The organism is Geodermatophilus sp. SYSU D00696, from assembly GCF_054050235.1.
This window is the reverse complement of sequence record NZ_JBJGYY010000059.1, coordinates 1-21,542: the sequence shown is the minus strand read 5'-3', so window position 1 is coordinate 21,542 and position 21,542 is coordinate 1. Positions and strand designations below refer to the sequence as shown.

24 protein-coding genes and 1 rRNA gene are annotated in these 21,542 nt (G+C 76.7%); 16 read left to right on the top strand and 9 right to left on the bottom strand.

The window, feature by feature from the left end:
• The 9 genes from rrf to allB form a co-directional block, all read left to right on the top strand.
• Positions 1–74 (top strand): 5S ribosomal RNA (rrf, locus tag ACI79O_RS23150); the annotation flags it as partial.
• Between the two features lie 185 nt (positions 75–259).
• Complete coding sequence (locus tag ACI79O_RS23145; RefSeq protein WP_456915306.1) at positions 260–1,390, top strand: epoxide hydrolase family protein; 1,131 nt, start codon at positions 260–262, stop codon at positions 1,388–1,390.
• Between the two features lie 57 nt (positions 1,391–1,447).
• Entirely contained in the window at positions 1,448–1,750 is a 303-nt protein-coding gene (locus tag ACI79O_RS23140; protein WP_456877667.1) for an urease subunit gamma, read from the top strand.
• Positions 1,747–2,049, top strand: coding sequence for an urease subunit beta (locus ACI79O_RS23135; RefSeq protein ID WP_456893170.1), 303 nt, complete (start codon positions 1,747–1,749; stop codon positions 2,047–2,049). Before ACI79O_RS23140 ends, ACI79O_RS23135 begins: the two co-directional genes overlap by 4 nt.
• Complete coding sequence (locus ACI79O_RS23130) at positions 2,049–3,770, top strand: urease subunit alpha (RefSeq protein ID WP_456915305.1); 1,722 nt, start codon at positions 2,049–2,051, stop codon at positions 3,768–3,770. The genes ACI79O_RS23135 and ACI79O_RS23130 overlap by 1 nt, the downstream gene beginning before the upstream one ends.
• A 15-nt stretch (positions 3,771–3,785) precedes the next feature.
• Positions 3,786–4,439: an urease accessory protein UreF gene (locus tag ACI79O_RS23125; RefSeq protein ID WP_456915304.1), complete on the top strand. Its 654-nt coding sequence runs from the start codon at positions 3,786–3,788 to the stop codon at positions 4,437–4,439.
• Positions 4,429–5,103: an urease accessory protein UreG gene (gene ureG, locus ACI79O_RS23120; RefSeq protein WP_456893164.1), complete on the top strand. Its 675-nt coding sequence runs from the start codon at positions 4,429–4,431 to the stop codon at positions 5,101–5,103. The genes ACI79O_RS23125 and ureG overlap by 11 nt, the downstream gene beginning before the upstream one ends.
• Complete coding sequence (locus ACI79O_RS23115; protein WP_456915303.1) at positions 5,100–5,783, top strand: urease accessory protein UreD; 684 nt, start codon at positions 5,100–5,102, stop codon at positions 5,781–5,783. Before ureG ends, ACI79O_RS23115 begins: the two co-directional genes overlap by 4 nt.
• A complete protein-coding gene (gene allB / locus ACI79O_RS23110; protein WP_456915302.1) occupies positions 5,780–7,093 on the top strand; it encodes an allantoinase AllB in 1,314 nt (437 codons plus the stop codon). The genes ACI79O_RS23115 and allB overlap by 4 nt, the downstream gene beginning before the upstream one ends.
• A 2-nt stretch (positions 7,094–7,095) precedes the next feature.
• Here the strand turns inward: allB and ACI79O_RS23105 are convergent, their stop codons facing one another.
• Complete coding sequence (locus ACI79O_RS23105) at positions 7,096–7,257, bottom strand: hypothetical protein (RefSeq protein WP_456877660.1); 162 nt, start codon at positions 7,255–7,257, stop codon at positions 7,096–7,098.
• A gap of 63 nt (positions 7,258–7,320) precedes the next feature.
• Here ACI79O_RS23105 and alc point away from each other — a divergent pair, with 63 nt between their 5' ends.
• The 3 genes from alc to ACI79O_RS23090 all read left to right on the top strand — a co-directional run bounded on the left by alc (position 7,321) and on the right by ACI79O_RS23090 (position 9,325).
• Positions 7,321–8,310 (top strand): allantoicase, encoded by a 990-nt coding sequence (gene alc / locus ACI79O_RS23100; protein ID WP_456915301.1) that lies wholly within the window; start codon positions 7,321–7,323, stop codon positions 8,308–8,310.
• A gap of 2 nt (positions 8,311–8,312) precedes the next feature.
• Positions 8,313–8,459, top strand: a complete 147-nt coding sequence (locus ACI79O_RS23095) for a hypothetical protein (RefSeq protein ID WP_456893157.1) — start codon at positions 8,313–8,315, stop codon at positions 8,457–8,459.
• 122 nt (positions 8,460–8,581) lie between these two features.
• Positions 8,582–9,325: an SDR family NAD(P)-dependent oxidoreductase gene (locus ACI79O_RS23090; RefSeq protein WP_456893155.1), complete on the top strand. Its 744-nt coding sequence runs from the start codon at positions 8,582–8,584 to the stop codon at positions 9,323–9,325.
• A 55-nt stretch (positions 9,326–9,380) separates the two neighbouring features.
• On the opposite strand, the gene pucD is transcribed toward ACI79O_RS23090, so the two are convergent.
• From pucD to ACI79O_RS23075, 3 genes are read right to left on the bottom strand one after another with little or no spacing between them, the layout of a single operon-like run.
• On the bottom strand, positions 9,381–11,753 hold the full coding sequence (gene pucD, locus ACI79O_RS23085) for a xanthine dehydrogenase subunit D (protein ID WP_456915300.1): 2,373 nt from the start codon (positions 11,751–11,753) through the stop codon (positions 9,381–9,383).
• The gene (locus tag ACI79O_RS23080) at positions 11,750–12,238 is read right to left on the bottom strand and encodes a (2Fe-2S)-binding protein (protein WP_456893151.1); all 489 of its coding nucleotides are present in this window, start codon (positions 12,236–12,238) and stop codon (positions 11,750–11,752) included. Before ACI79O_RS23080 ends, pucD begins: the two co-directional genes overlap by 4 nt.
• Positions 12,229–13,104 carry an FAD binding domain-containing protein gene (locus ACI79O_RS23075; RefSeq protein ID WP_456893149.1) on the bottom strand — a complete coding sequence of 292 codons (876 nt, stop codon included), beginning with the start codon at positions 13,102–13,104 and terminating at the stop codon, positions 12,229–12,231. Before ACI79O_RS23075 ends, ACI79O_RS23080 begins: the two co-directional genes overlap by 10 nt.
• Before the next feature lie 111 nt (positions 13,105–13,215).
• Between ACI79O_RS23075 and ACI79O_RS23070 the strand changes: the two genes are divergently transcribed.
• Positions 13,216–14,604, top strand: a complete 1,389-nt coding sequence (locus ACI79O_RS23070; RefSeq protein ID WP_456893147.1) for an 8-oxoguanine deaminase — start codon at positions 13,216–13,218, stop codon at positions 14,602–14,604.
• Between the two features lie 55 nt (positions 14,605–14,659).
• Here ACI79O_RS23070 and egtE read toward each other — a convergent pair whose 3' ends face one another.
• The 5 genes from egtE to ACI79O_RS23045 all read right to left on the bottom strand — a co-directional run bounded on the left by egtE (position 14,660) and on the right by ACI79O_RS23045 (position 18,751).
• Positions 14,660–15,790 (bottom strand): ergothioneine biosynthesis PLP-dependent enzyme EgtE, encoded by a 1,131-nt coding sequence (gene egtE / locus ACI79O_RS23065; RefSeq protein ID WP_456893145.1) that lies wholly within the window; start codon positions 15,788–15,790, stop codon positions 14,660–14,662.
• A gap of 10 nt (positions 15,791–15,800) precedes the next feature.
• Complete coding sequence (locus ACI79O_RS23060) at positions 15,801–16,592, bottom strand: anti-sigma factor (RefSeq protein WP_456915299.1); 792 nt, start codon at positions 16,590–16,592, stop codon at positions 15,801–15,803.
• A complete protein-coding gene (locus ACI79O_RS23055; RefSeq protein WP_456893139.1) occupies positions 16,573–17,169 on the bottom strand; it encodes an RNA polymerase sigma factor in 597 nt (198 codons plus the stop codon). Before ACI79O_RS23055 ends, ACI79O_RS23060 begins: the two co-directional genes overlap by 20 nt.
• A 101-nt stretch (positions 17,170–17,270) precedes the next feature.
• On the bottom strand, positions 17,271–17,924 hold the full coding sequence (locus tag ACI79O_RS23050) for a class F sortase (protein WP_456893137.1): 654 nt from the start codon (positions 17,922–17,924) through the stop codon (positions 17,271–17,273).
• Positions 17,925–17,938: 14 nt separating this feature from the next.
• Positions 17,939–18,751 carry a DUF4397 domain-containing protein gene (locus ACI79O_RS23045; protein WP_456893135.1) on the bottom strand — a complete coding sequence of 271 codons (813 nt, stop codon included), beginning with the start codon at positions 18,749–18,751 and terminating at the stop codon, positions 17,939–17,941.
• Positions 18,752–18,884: 133 nt separating this feature from the next.
• Here ACI79O_RS23045 and ACI79O_RS23040 point away from each other — a divergent pair, with 133 nt between their 5' ends.
• The 3 genes from ACI79O_RS23040 (at position 18,885) to ACI79O_RS23030 (ending at position 21,406) form a co-directional block, all read left to right on the top strand.
• Entirely contained in the window at positions 18,885–19,346 is a 462-nt protein-coding gene (locus tag ACI79O_RS23040; protein WP_456915298.1) for a DUF309 domain-containing protein, read from the top strand.
• A 31-nt stretch (positions 19,347–19,377) separates the two neighbouring features.
• Positions 19,378–19,815: an SRPBCC domain-containing protein gene (locus tag ACI79O_RS23035; protein WP_456893131.1), complete on the top strand. Its 438-nt coding sequence runs from the start codon at positions 19,378–19,380 to the stop codon at positions 19,813–19,815.
• A gap of 88 nt (positions 19,816–19,903) precedes the next feature.
• Positions 19,904–21,406 (top strand): malic enzyme-like NAD(P)-binding protein, encoded by a 1,503-nt coding sequence (locus tag ACI79O_RS23030; RefSeq protein ID WP_456877646.1) that lies wholly within the window; start codon positions 19,904–19,906, stop codon positions 21,404–21,406.
• Positions 21,407–21,542: the final 136 nt, after the last annotated feature.

Genomic DNA, 21,542 nt, shown 5'->3' with positions numbered 1-21,542 from the left:
ACCCGGAAGCTAAGCCTCTCAGCGCCGATGGTACTGCCCTGGAGACGGGGTGGGAGAGTAGGACGCCGCCGGACAACCATTTCCCGTGAAGGGCCCTCACCACTCGGTGAGGGCCCTTCCGGCATTCCACGGGCAGGTGGGCGTCCGCCATCCGGTCGTGGTTCCGTCACTGGGACTGGGTGCGGCGCCGATCGACGCCCGGCTCATCACGGACTCCTCGACGAGGACCCGGTGCCGCGACCGCCGATACGGTGACGTGGTGGACGACGCCGTCGAGCCCTTCGCCGTCGACGTGCCGGCCGAGGCGGTCGACGACCTGCGGCGCCGGCTGCGTGGCACGCGATGGCCGGAGCCGGAGACGGTCGACGACTGGTCGCAGGGCGTGCCGCTCGGGTGGCTCCAGGAGGTCTGCCACTACTGGGCCGAGGAGTACGACTGGCCGGCCCGGCAGGCACGGCTCAACGCCCATCCGCAGGCCAGGACGGTCGTCGATGGCCTGCCGGTCCACCTGCTGCACGTCCGGTCGCCGCACCCGGACGCCCTGCCGCTCGTGCTCACCCACGGCTGGCCCGGGTCGGTCGTCGAGTTCCTCGACGTCCTCGGCCCGCTCACCGATCCCGGCGACCCGCGGGACGCGTTCTCCGTCGTCGTCCCCTCGTTGCCGGGGTTCGGCTGGAGCGGGAAGCCGGACACCCCGGGCTGGGGGCCGGCGCGCACGGCCGACGCCTGGGCCGAGGTGATGCGCCGGCTCGGGTACGAGCGGTTCGGCGCCCAGGGCGGGGACATCGGCTCGTTCGTCTCGGCCAACCTCGGCGCCCGCCACCCCGACCGCGTGGTCGGTGTGCACCTGAACATGGTGGTGACCGGCCCGCCGGAGGGGCAGACGGAGTTCACCGTGCGCGAGCAGCGGGCGCTCGAGCGCGAACGGGCGTTCCGGGCCCAGGCCGCGGCGTACAGCCAGCAGCAGCGCACCCGCCCGCAGACCCTCGGTTACGGCCTCACCGACTCCCCCGCCGGGCAGGCCGGGTGGATCCTGGAGAAGTTCCATGCCTGGACCGACTGCGACGGCGACCCGGTCGGGGCCATCGGCCTGGACCGCCTGCTCGACGACGTCTCGGTCTACTGGTTCACCGCGACGGCGACGTCGTCGGCGCGGATGTACTGGGAGATGGCGCGCGCGCCGGCGGAGCGGGCACCGCAGGTGGCCGTGCCGGCCGGCGTCTCGGTGTTCCCGCACGAGATCTTCCAGCCGCCCCGCGAGTGGGTGCAGCGGCAGCTGACCGACCTGCGCTCCTGGCAGGAGCACGACAGCGGCGGGCACTTCGCGGCGATGGAGCGGCCGGAGGCGCTGGTGGCCGACGTCCGGGAGTTCTTCCGGCCGCTGCGGTAACCGGCGCGACACATCCGGCGGTTAGCGTCCGGATCCCCCACCCCCGGAGGCCCCCGCGTGCACCTCACCCCGCACGAGCAGGAACGGCTGCTGCTGTCCTACGCCGCCGAGCTGGCCCGGCGGCGGCGCGCGCGGGGACTGCGGCTGAACCTGCCGGAGGCGACGGCGATCGTCACCGACCACGTCCTCGAGGGGGCGCGCGACGGCGTCCTCGTCGCGGAGCTGGTGCAGTCGGGGCGCACGGTCCTCACCCGCGACGACGTGATGGACGGCGTCCCCGAGCTGCTCGAGGAGGTGCAGGTGGAGGCGACCTTCCCGGACGGGACCAAGCTGGTGACCGTCCACCAGCCCATCCCGTGATCCCCGGTGAGGTGGTCCCGGCCGAGGGCACGATCGAGACGCTGCCCGGCGCCCCGCGGATCGAGGTCGTTGTCACCAACACCGGCGACCGGCCGGTGCAGGTGGGGTCGCACTTCCACTTCGCCCAGGCCAACCGGGCGCTCGAGTTCGACCGCGCGGCCGCGCACGGGCACCGGCTCGACGTCGCCGCGGGCACCGCCGTCCGCTTCGAGCCCGGGATCACCCGCACGGTGACCCTCGTGCCCCTGGCCGGCGCCCGCGTCGTCCCCGGCCTGACCGGCCAGGGCGGGATCGGCTGATGGTCCGGCTGTCCCGCGAGCGCTACGCCCAGCTGTACGGGCCCACCACCGGCGACCGCGTCCGGCTGGCCGACACCGACCTGCTCGTCGAGGTCGAGGAGGACCGCTGCGGCGGGCCCGGCCGGGCCGGGGAGGAGGCGGTGTTCGGCGGCGGCAAGGTCATCCGCGAGTCGATGGGCCAGGGGCGCGCCACCCGGGCGGAGGGCGCGCCCGACCTGGTGATCACCGGCGCGGTCGTCCTCGACCACTGGGGCGTGGTCAAGGCCGACGTCGGCGTCCGCGACGGCCGGATCGTGGCGCTGGGCAAGGCCGGCAACCCCGACACCATGGACGGCGTCCACCCGGACCTGGTCATCGGCCCGGGCACCGAGGTGCTCGCCGGCAACGGCCGGATCCTCACCGCCGGCGGCATCGACTGCCACGTGCACTTCATCTGCCCGCAGATCGTGCCGACCGCGCTCGGCTCCGGTGTCACCACGCTCATCGGGGGCGGCACCGGACCGGCCGAGGGGTCGAAGGCCACCACGATCACCCCGGGCGACTGGTACCTGGCCCGCGTGCTGGAGGCGATGGACCCGTGGCCGGTCAACGTCGCGCTGCTGGGCAAGGGCAACACCGTCTCGCAGGAGTCGATGGAGGAGCAGCTCCGCGGCGGCGCCAGCGGGTTCAAGCTGCACGAGGACTGGGGGTCCACGCCCGCGGCGATCGACGTGTGCCTGACCGTGGCCGGGCGGCACGGCGTCCCCGTGGCGCTGCACTCGGACACCCTCAACGAGGCCGGCTTCGTCGAGGACACGCTCGCCGCGATCGCCGGGCGGAGCATCCACACGTACCACACGGAGGGCGCCGGAGGCGGGCACGCGCCGGACATCATCACCGTCGCCGGGCACCCGAACGTGCTGCCGAGCAGCACCAACCCGACCCGGCCGCACACGGTGAACACCCTCGACGAGCACCTCGACATGCTGATGGTCTGCCACCACCTGGACCCGAGCGTCCCCGAGGACCTCGCCTTCGCCGAGAGCCGGATCCGGCCGACGACGATCGCTGCCGAGGACCTGCTGCACGACCTCGGCGCCATCTCGATGATCGGCTCCGACGCACAGGCCATGGGCCGCGCGGGCGAGGTCGTGCTGCGGACCTGGCAGACGGCGCACGTCATGAAGCGCAAGCGGGGGTCACTGGCCGGGGACGGCGCCGCGGACAACCTGCGCGCCCGCCGGTACGTCGCCAAGTACACGATCTGCCCCGCGGTGGCGCACGGCATCGACGGCGAGGTCGGGTCGGTGGAACCCGGCAAGCTCGCCGACCTGGTGCTGTGGGACCCGCGGTTCTTCGGCGTCCGCCCGGCCGCGGTGCTCAAGGGCGGCGTCATCGCCTGGGCGCAGATGGGCGACGCCAACGCGTCCATCCCGACGCCGCAGCCGCAGCTGCCGCGGCCGATGTTCGGCGCGTACGGCCGGGTGCCGGCGCGCACGTCGCTGCACTTCGTCGCGTCGGCGGCGCTGGAGGCGGGGCTCGGCGACCGGCTCGCCGTCGACCGGCGGCTGGCCGCGGTCACCGACACCACCCGGCTCGGCAAGGCCGACATGCCCGAGAACACCGCCCTGCCCGAGATCCGCGTCGACCCGGACACCTTCACCGTGGCCGTCGACGGCGAGGTGTGGGAACCCGAGCCGGTGCGCGAGCTGCCGATGGCGCAGCGGTACTTCCTGTTCTGAAGGGCACCTCTTCCCGTGTCTGCAGCGCTGCTGACCCTGGCCGACTCGCGGCTGCCCGCGGGCGGGCACGCGCACTCCGGCGGGGTGGAGCAGGCCATCACGGCCGGGCTGGTGCACGGCCCGGCGTCGCTGATGACGTTCCTCCGGCGTCGGCTGCACACGGCGGGTGCCGTGGCGGCCGGCTTCGCGGCCGAGGCGTCGACACTGTCGTCCTCCGGACGACACCGCGGCGGTGACCTGGTCACCCTCGATGCCGAGGCGGACGCGCGGACGCCGTCGCCGGCGCTGCGGGCGGCGTCGCGGCAGCAGGGTCGGGGGTTGGTGCGGGTGGGCCGCCGCGCGTGGCCCTCGCCGGTCTGGGACGCGCTCCCCGGCGCGCCGCACCACCCGGTCGCACTGGGCGCCGCCGCGGCCGCCGGCGGTCTCACCTCCCGGGACGCCGCGGCCGCGGCCGCCTACCTGTCGGTCAGCGGCCCGGCGACGGCGGCGCAGCGGCTGCTGGCCATGGACCCGCTCACCGTCGCCGCCGTCACCGCGCGGCTGGCGCCCGAGATCGACGCCGTCACCGACGCGGCGGTCCGGGAGGGCCTCCCCGCGGACACCGACCCGCTCCTCGACCTGCTGGCCGAGGTGCACGCCACGAGAGGGGACCGCTTCTTTGCCTCCTGACCACGACCTGCAGGACTACGTCGACGCGCCTGCGGCGCACCGGCACGGCGGGCCGCTGCGCGTCGGGCTCGGCGGGCCGGTCGGCTCGGGCAAGACGGCGCTGGCCGCGGCGCTGTGCCGCACGCTCGGCGCGGAGTACGACCTCGCCGTCGTCACCAACGACATCTACACGACCGAGGACGCCGACTTCCTGCGACGCCAGGCCGTCCTGCCCGACGACCGGATCGAGGCGGTGCAGACCGGCTGCTGCCCGCACACCGCCATCCGCGACGACATCACCGCCAACCTCGACGCCGTCGAGCTGCTCGAGGCCCGACACCCCGGCCTGGAGCTCGTGTTCGTCGAGTCCGGCGGGGACAACCTGACGGCGAGCTTCAGCTACGGGCTGGTCGACGTGCAGGTGTTCGTCGTCGACGTCGCCGGCGGGGACAAGGTGCCGCGCAAGGGCGGGCCCGGGGTCACCGCGTCGGACCTGCTGGTGGTCAACAAGACCGACCTGGCGCCGCTGGTGGGCGCCGACCTCGACGTCATGCGACGGGACTCGGCCGCGGTGCGCGGGGAGAAGCCGACGCTGCTGATCTCGCTGCGCGAGGACCCGGCCGCCACCGAGGTGGCCGAGTGGGTGCGCGGGCAGGTGCGGGCCCGCCGGCCGCAGCCGGTGTGAGGACCCGGGTCGAGGTCGTCGCGCGGCGCGGCCCGGGCGGCCGCACGGTGCTGCCGGTGGTCCGCGCGAGCGGTCAGCTGGCGGTGCGCCGGACCGGTCCGTCCTCGGTGCACCTGGTGGCGACGGCGTTCGGTCCGCTGGGCGGGGACGACGCCGAGGTCCGGCTGGTGGTCGAGGAGGGCGCCACGCTGACGGTGCGCTCGGTGGCCGCCGCCGTGGCGCTGCCCGCCCGCGACGGCGACCGGCCCTCGGTGCAGCGCGTGGTCGCCGAGGTGGCCGGGGAGCTGGACCTCCGGCCCGAGCCGACCGTCGTCGCCGCCCGGGCGCACCACCGGTCCGGGCTGACCGCGACGCTGGCGCAGGGCGCCGTCCTCACCGCCACCGAGCAGGTGCTGCTGGGCCGCACGGGAGAGGAGCCCGGCCGCTGGACCGGCACGACGCGGGTGGTCGTCGACGGTCGGCCCCTGCTGCACACGACCGTCGGGCTCGGTCCCGGCGCGCCCGCCTGGCTGCCGCCGGCGGCCCCGCGCGCCTACGCCTCCACGGTGCACGTGGGGCAGGCTGCAGGGGTGTCGACCGGGGAGGACGCCGTCCGGCTGCCGCTGGAGAACGGCTGGGTGGCCACCGCGTGGGGAGCCGAGTTGCACGCCGTGGTCCGCGCGGTGGAGGCCGTGGCATGAGCCTCGTCGTCCGGGCCCGGCGGGTGGTGCTGCTCGACGGAGAGCGCGCCGCGGCCGTGCACACCGCCGACGGCGTCGTCACCGCGGTGACCGGCTTCGACGACGTCCCGGCCGGGGCGGTCACCCTCGCCGACGACGAGGTGCTGCTGCCCGGGCTGGTCGACAGCCACGTGCACGTCAACGAGCCCGGCCGCACCGAGTGGGAGGGCTTCGCCTCGGCCACCCGCGCCGCGGCCGCCGGCGGCGTCACCACGGTCGTGGACATGCCGCTGAACTCGGTGCCGGCGACCACCACGCCCGAGGCGCTGCGGGTCAAGCGGGAGGCGGCGGCCGGGCAGGTCGCCGTCGACGTGGCCTTCTGGGGCGGCGCGGTCCCCGGCAACGTCGGCGACCTGCGTCTGCTGCACGACGCCGGCGTCGTCGGGTTCAAGTGCTTCCTGCTCGACTCCGGGGTGCCGGAGTTCCCGCCGCTGGACGACGCCGGGCTGCGCGCGGCGCTGGCCGAACTGGCGACCTTCGACGGGCTGCTCGTCGCCCACGCCGAGGACGAGCAGGTCATCGAGGCGGCACCGGAGCCTGCGGGGACGAGCTACGTGGCGTTCCTCGCCTCCCGCCCCCCGGCGGCGGAGGAGACGGCGATCGGGCGGCTGGTGGCGGCGACGCGGGACACCGGCGCGCGCAGCCACGTCGTCCACCTGGCCGACGGCGACGCCCTGCCGCTGCTGCGGACCGCGCGTGCCTCGGGTGTGCGGATCACCGTGGAGACCTGCCCGCACTACCTGACCTTCGCCGCCGAGGAGGTGCCCGACGGCGACACCGCGTTCAAGTGCTGCCCGCCGATCCGGGAGTCGGTGCACCGGGCGGCGCTGTGGGACGCGCTGCGGGCCGGGGACGTCGACCTGGTCGTCAGCGACCACTCGCCGTGCACGCCCGAGCTCAAGCGGCTCGACGTCGGCGACTTCGGGCTGGCCTGGGGCGGGATCGCCGGGCTGCAGGTGGCGCTGCCGGCGGTGTGGACCGGCGCGCGGGCCCGCGGGATCGGGCTGGCGGAGGTGGCGCGCTGGATGTCGGCGGCGCCGGCGCGGCTGGCCGGGCTGCCGGGGAAGGGCGCGATCGCCGTCGGGAGGGACGCCGACCTGGTGGCCTTCGCGCCGGACGAGCGGTTCACCGTGGGCCGGCTCGAGCACCGCAACCCGGTGACGCCCTACGCGGGCCGGGAGCTCACCGGCGTCGTCCGGCGGACCTGGCTGCGCGGCCGCGAGGCCGACGGCAGCCCCCTCGGCCGGTTGCTCGACCGAGGGGGCAGGTGAGGTCAGCTGCCTTGTTCGCCTTCTTCCCGGGCGGCCTGGTCCATGATCTTCGGGTCGTCGGTGGAGCCCCCGGCGGGGTCGGCGTTGCCCAGCGCGGTCTCGGCGGGCATCTGCTGGATGTGGTCGCGGGCGCGCTCGCGCAGGTCGTCGGTGGGTTCGGACACGGGTCCTCCTGGGGTTCTCGCGGGACAGCGGCCCCCTACCCCCGCCGTGCGAGAGTGACCCCCGTGACCGACCCGTTCGACCTGCCCGACCTCGCCGTCCGGTCGCAGGGCGGTGCCGTGGTGGCCGCCAACGACGAGTTCTTCGCCGGCAAGGAGAACCTGATCCGCCCCGAGCCCGCGGCCGCCCGCGACGACTTCGGCGCGCGCGGCAAGGAGTACGACGGCTGGGAGACCCGCCGCCGCCGCGAGCCCGGGCACGACTGGGCGGTCGTGCGGCTCGGCATGCCGGGCGTGGTGCACGCCGTCGTCGTCGACACCGCGTTCTTCCTCGGCAACTACCCGCCGCACGCCGCGCTGGAGGGCGCCTCGGTCGACGGCCACCCGCCGGCCGCGGCCCTCGCCGACGCCGACTGGGTCCCGCTGCTGCCGCGCTCGCCGCTGGCCGGCGGCACCGCCAACCGCTTTCCCGTCGAGCCGGGGCCGCGGGTGACGCACGTGCGGCTGTCGATCCACCCCGACGGCGGCGTGGCCCGGCTGCGGGTGCACGGCGAGGCCGTGCCCGACCCGCGGCTGCTCGACGCCGGCCCGTGCGACCTGGCCGCCCTGGAGAACGGCGGGCGGATCAGCGGGGTGAGCAACGCCTTCTACGGCAGCCCGCACCAGCTGATCGGCCGCGGCGTCGCCCGGTCGATGGGGGAGGGCTGGGAGAACGCCCGCCGCCGCGACGACGGCAACGACTGGGTGGACCTGACGCTGGCCTGCGAGGGCGTGGTGACCCTCGCCGAGCTCGACACCTCGTGGTTCCTCGGCAACGCGCCGGGTGCGGCGTCGCTGACCGGCACCACCGCCGACGGCCGCGAGGTGGAGCTGCTGCCCCGCACGCCGCTGCAGCCCGACACCCGCCACCGCTTCGTGCTGCCCGGCGACGCCGGCGTCACCCGGGTGCGGATGGACGTCTTCCCCGACGGCGGCATGGCCCGGCTGCGGCTGTGGGGCCGCCCGACCGACGCCGGCCGCGCCGCCCTCGGCCGCCGCTGGGAGGAGACCGCCTGAGCGTGCCCGACTCGATCGAGCTGAGCGAGCACGAACTCCGCGCGATCGCGGCCTGGTCGGCTGCCTGTGCGGCGAGGGTCCGGCACGTGCTCGGCGCGGCCGCCCACGCTGCGCGGGCCGGGGGACTCGAGGCCGTCCTCCGCGCCTGAGCCCCGGACGAGCGGAGCGTGTGCGCGCCGGCCGCATCCTGGGAACCGGAGTGCCGCGTCAGCGCACACGCTGGTGTGCGGGCGGCCGGCGCTCGGCGGGTCGAGCCGGGTAGGTCCGGGCCATGGCGACGATCGCGATCACCGGCTCCACCGACGGCATCGGCCGCGCGGCCGCGCGGCGGCTGCTGGCCGACGGGCACACCGTCGTCCTGCACGCCCGCAGCGAGGCGCGCGGCGCACCGGTCGCCGTGGAGCTCGGCCGGCTCGGCGACGTCCGGCTGGTCACCGGCGACCTGGCCGACCTCGACCAGGTGCGCGCGCTCGCCCACCGGCTCGGGGACCTCGACGTGCTCGTCCACAACGCCGGCGTCTGGCCGCCGGAGGGGGCGCCGCCGAGCCGGCAGGGCCACGAGCTCGCGTTCGCGGTCAACGCGCTCGCCCCCCACCTGCTCACCGCGCTGGTGCGCGACCGGGTGCGTGAGCGCCTGGTCTTCCTCGGCAGCGGGATGGTCGGCTCGGGTCGCGTCGACCCCGGCGACCTCGGCAGCCCGCGGCCGTCGCGGCGCGCCTACGCCGACTCGAAGGCGCTCGACGTCGTCCTGGCGCTGGGCTGGGCCCGCCGCCTGCCGCAGCTGCGCGTGGGCGCGGTCGACCCGGGCTGGGTGCGCACCAAGCTGGCCTCCCCGGGCGCACCGGGCGACGTCGAGGACGGCGGCGCGCGGGTGGCGCGGGCGGCGGCCGGCGACTGGCCCGGCGGCTACACCGCGGGGAACCGCCCGGCGCGGACGCCGGGCGCGCTGGAGGACCCGGAGCTGCAGGACCGGGTGCTCGCCGCGATGGACCGCCTGGCCGGGCTCCCGGGCTGAGGCCGTGCGCCGGCGCCGCGTTCCCGGCCGGGAGATGCGGCGCCGGCGCACCCGCTCACGTGCCGGTGAGGTGCTCCGGGCGCACGGGGACCCGCCGCAGCGGCAGGCCGGTCGCCTCGCGGATCGCGGCCAGCACCGCGGGGCCGGAGGAGATGTTGGGCGCCTCCCCGACGCCGCGCAGGCCGTAGGGGGCGTGCGGGTCGGCGTACTCCAGGACCTCGATCCGCATCGGCGGCATGTCGAGCACGGTCGGGATGAGGTAGTCGGTGAACGACGGGTTCTGCACCCGGCCGTCGCGGACGAGGACCTCCTCCATCACCGCCAGCCCCAGTCCCTGCGCGGTGCCGCCCTGGATCTGCCCGACGACGGCCTGCGGGTTGATCGCCTTGCCGACGTCCTGTGTGCAGGCCATCTCCACGACCTTGACCAGCCCGAGCTCGCTGTCGACGTCGACGACGGCCCGGTGTGCGGAGAACGCGTACTGCACGTGCGCGAAGCCCTGCCCGGTCTCCGGGTCGAGGGCCTCGGTGGGCCGGTGCCGCCACTCCACGGTCTCCTCGACCGCGCCGTCGCCGAGGACGTCGGCCAGCGGCAGCTTGACGCCCTCCGCGTCGGAGACCACCGCGCCGTCGAACAGCCGCAGGTCGGGCAGCGGCCGGCCGGCGACCTGCGCGGCCCGCTCGAACACCCTCCGGCGGACCGCCTCGCAGGCCGCCTTGACCGCGCCGCCGGTGACGTAGGTCTGCCGCGACGCGGAGCTCGAGCCGGCCGAGCCGACGGCGGTGTCGGCGGGGTGCACCACGACGGCGTCCACGCCGAGCTCCGTGCGCGCGATCTGCTGCTCGACGGTGACCAGGCCCTGGCCCACCTCGGCGGCCGCGGTGTGCACGGTGGCCACGGCCTCGCCGCCGACCACCTCGAGCCGCACCCGGGCGGTCGAGTAGTCGTCGAAGCCCTCGGAGAACGCGACGTTCTTGTAGGCGACGGCGTACCCGACGCCGCGTCGCACGCCCTCGCCGTGGGTGGTGTTGGAGACCCCGCCGGGCATGTCGCGCAGGTCGACGTCGTCGCCGGTCGCCGGCTCCGGGGGCAGCGGCATCGCCGTCAGCCGGCGCAGCAGCTCGGCCACCGGCGCCGGGCTGTCGACGACCTGGCCGGTGGGGGTCTCCGAGCCCTGCTCCATCGCGTTGCGGCAGCGCAGCTCGACCGGGTCCATGCCCAGCTCGGCGGCGAGGGCGTCCATCTGCGACTCGTACGCGAAGGCGGTCTGCACCGACCCGAACCCGCGCATGGCGCCGCACGGCGGGTTGTTGGTGTAAGCGCCGTAGCAGTCGACGTGCACGTTCGGGACGACGTAGGGACCGATGCCCATCGTCCCGGCGTTGCCCACGACCGCCGGGGTGCTCGAGGCGTACGCGCCCCCGTCGAGGAAGATCTCGGCCTTCACGTAGACCAGGTCGCCGTCGCGGGTGGCGCCGTGCTCGTAGCGCATGGTCGCCGGGTGCCGGTGCACGTGCCCGAAGAAGGACTCCTCGCGGTTGTAGGACATCTTCACCGGCTTGCCCGTGTGCAGCGCCAGCAGGCAGGCGTGCACGTGCATGGAGAGGTCCTCGCGGCCGCCGAAGGCCCCGCCGACGCCGGCGAGGGTCAGCCGCACCTTCTCGGGCGGCATACCCAGCGCCGCGCAGATCTGCCGCTGGTCGACGTGCAGCCACTGGGTGGCCACGTACAGGTCGACGCCGCCGTCGTCGGCCGGGACGGCGAGGCCGGACTCGGGACCGAGGAACGCCTGGTCCTGCATGCCGACCTCGTACTCGCCGACCACGACGACGTCGGCGGTGGCCGCGGGGTCGCCCTTGCGGACCTTGAGGTGGCGCACCAGGTTGCCGTGCGGGTGCAGGTGGGCGCTCTCCCGGCTGAGCTCGGTGACCTCGGCGGGGGAGTCGTGCACCTGGTTCCAGGTGGGGTGGCCGAGGGCGGTGCGCGCGTCGGTGACCGGCTCCCACACCTCGTAGTCGACGAGGACCCGCGCCGCGGCCCGCCGGGCGGTGTCGGGGTGGTCGGCGGCGACCAGCGCCACGGGCTCGCCCTGGTAGCGGACGACGTCGAGGGCGAGGACCGGCTGGTCGGCGAGCTCGAGGCCGTACACCTTCTCGCCGGGCACGTCGTCGGAGGTCAGGACGGCGTGCACGCCCGGGACGGCCAGCGCGGGGCCGATGTCGATCGAGCGGATGCGGGCGTAGGGGTGCGGGCTGCGCAGCGTGACGCCCCACAGCATGTCGTCCATCCACAGGTCGCTGCCGTAGGCGAACTCGCCGCGGACCTTGAGGACGCCGTCGGGGCGCTGGGCGTCGTCGCCGACCCCGCCGCTGCCCTTGCCGGTCAGGTGCGCGGGCGCTCCGCTCGGGGCGCGGGTGGGCGTGCTCACCGGGCCTCCCCCGCCATGCGGTCGGCGGCCAGCCGGACGGCGTCGAGGATCTTCTCGTAGCCGGTGCACCGGCACAGGTTGCCGGCGAGCGCCTCGCGGATCTCGGCGTCGGCCGGCGTGCGGCCCTCGGCCAGCGAGCGGCTGACCAGGTCGTCGGTGGCGACCAGCAGCCCCGGCGTGCAGAAGCCGCACTGGACGGCGCCGGCCTCGAGGAACGCCTCCTGCACCGGGTGCAGCTCGCCGGGCGGGGCCAGTCCCTCCACCGTGCCGACCTCGCGGCCCTGCGCCTGCCCGGCGGCGACCAGGCAGGCGCAGACCGGCACGCCGTCGAGGTAGACGGTGCACGAGCCGCACTCGCCCTGCTCGCAGGCGTTCTTCGACCCGGGCAGGCCCATCCGTTCGCGCAGGACGTAGAGCAGGCTCTCGCCCTCCCACACGTCGTCGACCTGCTGCGGTGTGCCGTTGACGGTGCAGCTCAGGCGCACGTCGGGTCTCCCTTCCGGTAGTCGGCCCAGGCCCACGTCAGCGCGCGGCGGGCCATGACCGAGAGCGCGTGGACGCGGTAGCGGGCGGTGCCGCGCACGTCGTCGATGGGGGCGGCGGCCTCCGCGACCAGCTCGCCGAAGCGGCCCGCCGTCGCGGACGGGAGCTCGGCGCGGGACTCCCACAACCCGTCCAGCTCGCCGGCGAGGAACTCCTCGGCGGCGGGTGCGCGCCGCGGCGTGGGCGCGGCCGACCCGATGCCGGTGCCCACGGCGCGCCGGTCGGGGTGCAGCGCCAGCCCGAACGCGGCGACGGCGATGACCATCGCGTTGCGGGTGCCGATCTTGCTGTACTGCTGCGGCCCGCGGGGCGGGGTGATCCGGACGGCGGCGATGAGCTCGTCGTCGGCCAGCGCGGAGCGCTTGACGCCCCGGTAGAACTCCGTCACCGGGATGCGGCGGGTGCCGCGGACCGACGCGACCTCGACCTCGGCGCCGGCGGCCAGCAGCGCGGGGTGGGCATCCCCGGCCGGGGAGGCGGTGGCCAGGTTGCCGCCGACGGTGCCCCGGTTGCGGATCTGCGGCGAGCCGATGGTGCGGGCGGCCATCGCCAGCCCGGGCAGCCGGTCGCCGAGCTCGGTGATGACCCGGGCGTAGGGGACGCCGGCGCCCAGCCGGACCGCGCCGTCGTCGGTCTCCCACCGCTGCAGCTCGGGGACCCGGGTGAGGTCGAGCAGCAGCGGCGGGCGCAGCCGGCCGAAGTTGATCGCGACCATGACGTCGGTTCCCCCGGCGATGGGGACGGCGTCGCGGTGGGCGGCCTTGGCCTCCAGCGCCTCCTCCCACGTCGCGGGCTGCAGGAACTGCATGGTCACTCCTCGTCGGTGTGCGGGGACGGCCACGGTAGTCGCGGTTGGTGTCGACCGGGTTGCACGACGTCGTGTGCCGCGGCTCGCCGTCCTCCGTGCGAGGTGGGCAGGATGCCGCGGGTGGAGACCGCCGACCTGCTGGTGCACGACGCCGAACTGCTGGCCACCGTCGACGACGAGCGGCGCGAGATCGCCGGCGGGTGGGTCGCGGTCACCGGTGGGGTGGTGAGCGGGGTGGGCGGGCCCGGCGACCCGCGGCCGGCCGCGGCCCGCACGGTCGACGCGCGCGGCTGCCTGGTGACGCCCGGGCTGGTCAACACCCACCACCACCTGTACCAGAACCTCACCCGGTCCTTCGCGCCCGCACTGACCGGCGGGCTGTTCGAGTGGCTGGTGACGCTCTACCCGCTGTGGGCGCGGCTGGACGAGGAGGCCGCGTACGTGTCGGCCTACGTCGGGCTCACCGAGCTGGCGCTCGCCGGTTGCACCACCTCGACCGACCACCTCTACGTGCACCCGCGCGGGGCCGGGGACCTGATCGGTGCCGAGGTGCGGGCGGCGCAGGACCTCGGGGTGCGGTCGCACGTCACCCGCGGGTCGATGTCGCTGTCGGTCAAGGACGGCGGGCTGCCGCCGGACTCCGTCGTCCAGGACGACGACGAGATCCTGGCCGAGTCGGAGCGCCTGGTGCAGGCCCACCACGACCGTTCGCCGCACGCGCTGACCCGGCTGGCGCTGGCGCCGTGCTCGCCGTTCAGCGTGTCGACGTCGCTGATGACGCGGACGGCGGAGCTGGCCGAGCGGCTCGACGTCCGGCTGCACACCCACCTCGCCGAGACGCGGGACGAGGACGCGTTCTGCCTGGAGCGCTTCGGCCGCCGCCCGGTCGACTACCTGGCCGACGTGGGCTGGATGACCGACCGGGTGTGGCTGGCGCACGTGGTCTGGCCCTCGCCCGCCGAGGTGGCGCGGCTCGGCGCGGCGCGGGTCGGGGCGGCGCACTGCCCGTCGTCGAACATGGTGCTGGGCAGCGGGCTGGCGCCGGTGGCCGAGCTGCGGGCGGCCGGGGCGCCGGTCGGGCTGGGCGTGGACGGGTCGTCGTCGGCCGACGCGGCGTCGCTGTGGCTGGAGGCCCGGACGGCGATGCTGCAGGGCAAGCTGCGGCACGGCGCCGCGTCGTTCTCCGCCCGTGACGCGCTGGAGATCGCCACCCGCGGCGGCGCGGCCTGCCTCGGGCGCACCGGCGAGATCGGGCAGCTGTCGGTGGGGGCGTGCGGCGACCTCGCCGTCTGGCCGCTGACCGGGCCGGCGTTCGCCGGGGCGCTGTCGGACCCGGTCGAGGCGTGGCTGCGCTGCGGCCCGGTGGCCGCGCGGCACACCGTCGTCGGCGGGCGGTTCGTGGTCGAGGACGGCGTGCCGGTGCACCCCGGTCTCGACGAGCAGCTCGCCGTCCACCGCACGGTGTCCCAGCGCATCCAGGCGGCCCTGGGCGAGGCATAGGAAGCCATCCGCACGTATCGACGGCGGGCACGTGCGGAGAGCTTCCCATGCCTCGTCAGAGGGCGGCGGCGAGGGCCTCGAGGTCGTCGACGGTGCCGTCCACGTGCGGCGACACCCGCAGCACCCAGCCGGTCAGCTCCGCCGGCGCGCGGCCGGGCTCGATCGCCGTGGTGACGATGCCGTGCTCGGTGAGCAGCCGGGCGCGGGTGGCGACGACGTCGACGCCCTCCGGCGGGCGCAGCGTGGTGGTCGCCGTCGGCTCGTCGAGCGGCTCCACCACCTCCCAGCCCGCGGCGCCGTCGAGCACCTGCCGCCCGGCCCGGCCCAGCGCCGCCAGTCGCTCGCGCACCCGGTGCGGTCCGGCGGCCAGGTGTTCCCCGACGGCCAGGACCAGCCCGACCCGCCCGGCCACGTGCGCCTCGCCGCTCTCCAGCGCCCGCAGCGGCGGGAGGTCGGCCGGGGCGGGCAGCACCGGTACGAGCTGCGCGGTCACCGCCGGCCGCACGCACAGCAGGCCGACCCCGCGCGGGCCGGCCAGCCACTTGCGGGAGGTCGAGTAGACGACGTCGGCGCCGAGGTCGACGTCGACGTGGCCCAGCGACTGCGCCGCGTCGAGCACCAGCGGCACCCCGTGCGCCCGGCACAGCCGTGCCACCTCGGCGGCCGGCTGGACGACGCCGCGGTGGCTGGCGACGTGGGTGAGGTGCACCAACCGCGGCGGGTCGACGGCCAGCGTCCGCTCCAGCGCCTCGAGGTCGACGCGCCCGTCACCGTCGGCGGCCAGGTGCTCGAGCGTCAGGCCGGCCGCGCGCAGCATCGCCGCGTTGGGCGCGTACTCGCCGGGCAGCAGGGCCACCCGGGCGCCGGGCTCCAGCGGCCACGCGGCCAGCAGCGCCGCGAGCGCGGCCTGCGCCGACTCGACGAAGACGACGTCGGCCGCGGCCATGCCGACCAGCCCGCCGATGACGCTGCGGCCCTGCTGGAGGAGGTCCCCGGCGGTCGCCTCGGCCACGTAGCCGCCGAGCTCGGCCTCGTGCCGCGCGTGGTGGGCGACCGCCTCGAGCACCCGGTTGCTCTGCCGGCTGCACGCCGCGGTGTCGAGGTGGCGGCCGGCCGGCCGGGGCCGCGCGGTCCGCCAGGCGTCGGCGAGGTCGGCGTGCGGCAGGCGGAGGTCGAGCGCGGTCACACCCCCGACGCTAGGACAGCTGCCCGCGGGCGATGGAGGAGCCCGAGTGCGCCGGGTCGCCGTCGAGCGGCTCCACCGAGACGTCGACCACCGGGTACTCGCCGAGGTCGAGGCCGGCGGGCAGCTCGAACTCGTCGGTGCCCGGGCGGACGACGCCGAGCGGGACCAGCCCGGTCACCGACTCGGTGAGCAGCCAGGCCTCGTAGTAGCCCTCGGACGGCGCGTCGGCGGCGAGCTCGACCCGCAGCACGCGCGTGCCGTCCTCGCGCTCGACCACCGAGGCGCTGCCGGTGGCGCCGCTGTCCTCGAGCGGGTCGAGCACCGCCGCGGCCACCGCGACGCCGTCGTCCTCGCGGCCGGCGAGCGCGACCGCACCCGCGCCGACGCCGAGTCCCACGACGAGCGCCGCGGCCGCGGCCAGCAGCAGGCGGGACCGGCGGGGCCGCAGCGGCACCACCGGCGCGACCGGTCCCGGCTCCGGATCGGCCGGACCGGCGGCCAGCGGCACGGGCGGGACGTCGGGCACCGGCCCGGCGGGCGGCGCCGACGCCGCGACGACGTCCGGGCGCGGCGCGGTCGCGACGCCGGTGGCCGCGGCGATGCCGGCCCACACCGCCGGCGGCGGGGCCACGGGCGGGCCGGGGTCGGCGAGCTCGGGGACCGCGAGCACGTCGACGGCGCGGCGCAACCGGCCCAACTCGCGGGTGCAGTCGGGGCAGCCGGCCAGGTGCGCCGTGGCGCCGTCGGCGAGGGGCTCGCGGAGGGCGGCCAGCGCGAGGTCCTCAGGCGTGCAGTGCGGCACCGTCCACCTCCAACCGGTCGCGCAGGCGCTCGAGGGTGCGCCGGATGTGGCTCTTGACCGTCCCCAGCGGCAGGCCGGTCCGCTCGGCGATCTGCGTGTGGGTGAGGTCGGCGAAGAACGCCAGCTCGATGATGCCGCGCTGGGGCTGGCCCAGGCGGTCGAGCTCGCCGAGCAGCAGCACGCGGTCGGCGACGGTCGCGTCGACCGGGGCCGGGCCGGCGGCGGGTGACCGCGCCTCGGCCACGGCCGCCTCGGCGGCGCGCCGCTGCCGGTCGCGGCGAGCCCAGGTGTCGGCGATCTTGTGGCGGCAGACGCCGGTCAGCCAGGCCGGCAGCGGTCCCTGCTCGGGCCGGTAGCCGGCGCGACCGGTCCAGGCGGAGACGAACACCTGCTGGGTGACGTCCTCGGCGTCGGGGCCGGGACCGAAGGCGCGCACCGCCATGCCGTGCACCCGGGCCGCCCAGCGCTCGTAGGCCCAGGCCAGCGCCTGTTCGTCGCCCGCGGCGAACCGGCGGGCGACCTCGTCGTCGTCGGGCTCGGCCGCGCCGTACGGCGCCGGCTCCGCCTCGGTGCTCACCCGCCCGACCCTAGGCGACCGGCGGGCGGATCGGGGTGGCCTCCCTGCAGGGTCCCGCTGCGAGCGTGCGAGCAGTGGGGGGCAGGGAGGTCCTTCAACCGTCACGGCGCGGGCTCCGCCACGACGACGACGTTGTCGCGGTACCCGCCGACCTCGGGGAGGAACGGTCCGCCACAGGTGACCAGCGTCAGCCGCGGCGGTCCGTCGCGGCGGAAGAGGACGTCGACCGGCAGCGCCTGCTTGTCCAGCACCTCCCGGGAGACCACCCGCCAGCGGGTGACGGCGCCGGCGGCGTCGGTCACGACCACCTCGTCGCCGGGCTCGGTCCCGCGCAGCGCCGCCATCGCCCCGAGGCCCTGCTCGGCGTCGTCGACGTGCCCGGCGACCACCGCCGAACCGGGCGCACCGGGCACCGGGCCGAAGCGGTACCAGCCGGCCCGGCCGACGTCGTCGGGGAGGGCCATCTGCCCGTCGGGCGCGGTGCCCACCGGGTCGACCGGGACGTCGAGCCCGCGCGCCGGGACGGTGACCCGCGCGGGCGGCACGACCTCCGGCGCGGGGCGCGGAGCGGCGTCCCGGACGGTCACGGCAGGGGCCGGCGGAGCGGGCGCCCCCGCGGGGGTCTCCGCGGGGGCGCCGAGCGCCTGCTCGACCGGCGCGCCCGCCGCCGCCGGAGGCCGGGTCAGCGCCCACGCGGTGGGCGCGCCCACCGCGAGGGCCAGGCCCAGGGCCACGCCGGCGGCAGCGGGTCGCACGTCGGTCCCTCCCGTCAGGCGCGGCTGCCGGCCAGCCGGCGGGCCGCCACGGCGGCACCGGCCAGGCCGAGCGCGGACAGGCCGAGCAGCGGCAGGGGCAGGCCGTCGTCGGCGAGGCCGGCGCTGCCGCCGGGGACACCGGACGGCGCCGAGTGGCCGCCGGAGACCGTCTGGACGGCCAGCTCGTAGCCGGCCTCCTGCGAGCCCCAGGCGTAGACGACGGTGGTGGCGCCCTCGGTGACCTCGAGGTCGGCCGGGCCGAGCGCGACGGTGTCGGTGCCGGCCAGGACGACGTCGGCGCTGACCGTGCCCGCCGGGACGGTGAGCGCCGCCTCGTCCGGGTTGGTCAGGTTCGGGGCGACCACCTGGCCGCCGGCGCGGACGTCGACCGCCGGCGCGGCCGCGGTGTGCCGCACGACGACCCGGCCCTGGCCCGCGGGCACCTCGGAGGTGTCGTTGACGAACGGCGTCAGCGCGGGCTGGCCCTCCGCGGTCAGGTGCGCGACGACGGTGGCGTTCGCCCCCGCGGGCACCGAGACGCCGTTCGCCGACAGCAGCGGCGAGCCGGACCCGTCGGGCGCGTCGGCCGGGAAGAGCGCGAGGTCGTAGGACCCGGCCGGCAGCGACAGCGGGTCGGTGAGGGTGCCCGGCTGGAAGTCGTCGATCAGCCGCTCGCCGTTGGCGTACACGTCGACCGGGGTGTCCGGTACGCCGTGCAGCACGGAGACGGTGGCGGTGTCGTCCGCCGAGGCGGGTGCGACGCCGAGCGCGAGCAGCGCGCCGGCTCCGGCGACGGTGGCGAGGCCGAGGGTGCGGGTCCGGGTCACGGGTTCCTCCGGTGTCGGGGAGTGCTGACACCCCCTCTTCCGGCGTCCCCGCAGGTCCGGATGCAGCCCTGCCGCGAGCCCGCGCTCAGCACCCGATCGTGTGAACGGATCGGGGGCGCGGGAGGATGCGACGGTGACCGCGCCGCGGGACCGGGACGACCGGGGGCGGGCCCGCAACGCCCGCCCGCGCGACGTGCTGGGCCGGCCGCTGCCCCGTGGTGCCGAGGGCGTCGAGCGCGCGCCGGAGGGTGTGCCGCGGACGCCGGACGAGGCGATCGCCGAGGCCCAGCGGCTGCTCGACGCCGGCCGTCCCTTCCACGCCCACGAGGTGCTCGAGGACGCCTGGAAGGCCGCGCCCGACGCCGAGCGGCAGCTGTGGCGCGGGCTGGCGCAGCTCGCCGTCGGGCTCACCCACGCCGCACGGGGCAACGCCCGCGGCGCGGCGCGGCTCGTCGAGCGGGGGGCGGTCAACGTCGCGCCCTACGCCCCGGCACCGCCGCACGGTCTCGACGTCGCCGGGCTGCTGGCCTGGGCTCGCGGGCCGGTCTCGGCGGACCGGCCGTTCCGGCTGCGCGGCGCTGGTCCGGCCCGCTGACGCGCGGCAGACTGCGGTCCGGGAGGCGGCGATGAAGAGCTTCGAGGCGGCCACGCGCATCGACGCGGGCCCGGACGAGGTGTGGCGTCACCTGGTCGACGTCGGCACCTGGCGGGACTGGGACTCCGGCGTCGACCGGGTCGAGGGCCGGGTCGCGCTCGGCGAGCGGCTGACGCTGTACGCCACCATGATCCGCAGCCGGCCCTTCTCGGTCACCGTGACCGAGCTGCGGCCGGGGGAGGCGATGCGCTGGCGCGGCGGGCTGCCGTTCGGCCTGGCGGTCATCGAGCGCACCTACCAGCTGTCCCGGCAGGACGACGGCGGCACGGTGCTCACCGTCCGCGAGGACCAGACCGGCCCGCTGGCCTGGGTGACCGAGCGCTCGACGCCGGACCTCAACCCGTCGTTCCGCCAGTTCTGCGCCGGCCTCAAGGCCCGCGCCGAGGGATCGGCCCAGCGCTCGGGCTGACCGGGCACTTCCGCGGAAGTGCCCGGGGAGGCCCGGGCGTCGTGACCTCGGCCACAGGACGCCGGTCCGCCGGTGCCACGATGGGACGGTGAGCACCGACACGTCGCCCGCCACCGCCACCGGCGACAGCTCGCCGGACGACCCGGCCGCCGCGCCCCGCGGGCCGGTGACCTCGGCGTCCTACTCGATCACCGTCCGGCTGACGGCCGACGGCGACCCGGCGTCGATCGGCCGGATCGCCACCGCGGTGGGCACGGCCGGCGGGGCGGTGACCGCCATCGACGTCGTCGACTCCCGGTCCGACGGGCTGACCGTCGACGTCACCTGCTCGGCCGCCGACGCCGCCCACTCCGAGGAGATGGTGGACGCGCTGCGCGCCGTGCCGGGCGTGGCCGTGCGCAAGGTGAGCGACCGCACCTTCCTGCTGCACCTGGGCGGCAAGCTCGAGGTGGCCTCGAAGGTCCCGCTCAAGACCCGCGACGACCTGTCGATGGCCTACACGCCCGGGGTCGCGCGGGTGTGCCTGGCGCTGGCCGAGCACCCCGAGGACGTGCGCCGGCTGACCATCAAGGGCAACACGGTCGCCGTCGTCACCGACGGCTCGGCCGTCCTCGGGCTGGGCGACCTCGGGCCCGGCGCGGCCCTGCCGGTGATGGAGGGCAAGGCCGCCCTGTTCAAGCGGTTCGCCGACATCGACGCCTGGCCGATCTGCCTGGACACCAACGACGTCGACGAGATCGTGCGCGCCGTCGAGCTCATCGCCCCCGGCTTCGGCGGCATCAACCTGGAGGACATCGCCGCGCCGCGCTGCTTCGAGGTGGAGGCCCGGCTGCGGGAGCGGCTCGACATCCCGGTCTTCCACGACGACCAGCACGGGACGGCGATCGTCGCGCTGGCCGCGCTGCGCAACGCCCTGCGCGTGGTGGACAAGCGGCTGACCGACGTGCGGATCGTCGTCGCCGGGGCCGGCGCGGCGGGGACGGCGATCGTGCACCTGCTGCTGGAGGCCGGTGCCCGGCACGTGCTGGTGTGGGACCGCGAGGGCATCCTCTCGCCCGACGACGAGCGGCTGACCCCGGCCAAGCAGGCCCTGGCCGCGCGGACCAACCCCGGCCGGGTGCGCGGCGAGCTGCCCGACGCCCTCGCTGGTGCCGACGTCTTCATCGGGGTCAGCGCGGGCAACGTGCTGCCGGTCGAGGCGCTGGCCGCGATGGCCGAGCGGGCGGTGGTCTTCCCCATGGCCAACCCGACGCCGGAGGTCGACCCGGTGCGGGCGCGGCACCACGCGGCGGTGGTCGCCTCGGGCCGCTCCGACCTGCCCAACCAGATCAACAACGTGCTGGCCTTCCCCGGGGTGTTCCGCGGCCTGCTCGACGCCCGCGCCACCGAGATCAGCACGGGCATGCTGCTGGCCGCGGCCGAGGCGCTGTCGGCGCTGGTGCGCGACGACCAGCTCAACGCCAACTACGTCATCCCGAGCGTCTTCGACCCGGCCGTCACACCGGCGGTCGCCGCCGCCGTGGCCGACCAGGCGCGCACCGAACCGGGCGCCACCGCCCCGGTCACCGACCGCACCAGCCTCACCGGCTGACCCCTGAGGTGGGGGGGGGGGGGGGGGGGGGGGGGGGGGGGGGGGGGGGGCGGCGGGCGGGGGGGGGGGGGGGGGGGGGGGGGGGGGGGGGGGGGGGGGGGGGGGGGGGGGGGGGGGGGCGGGGGGGGGGGGGGGG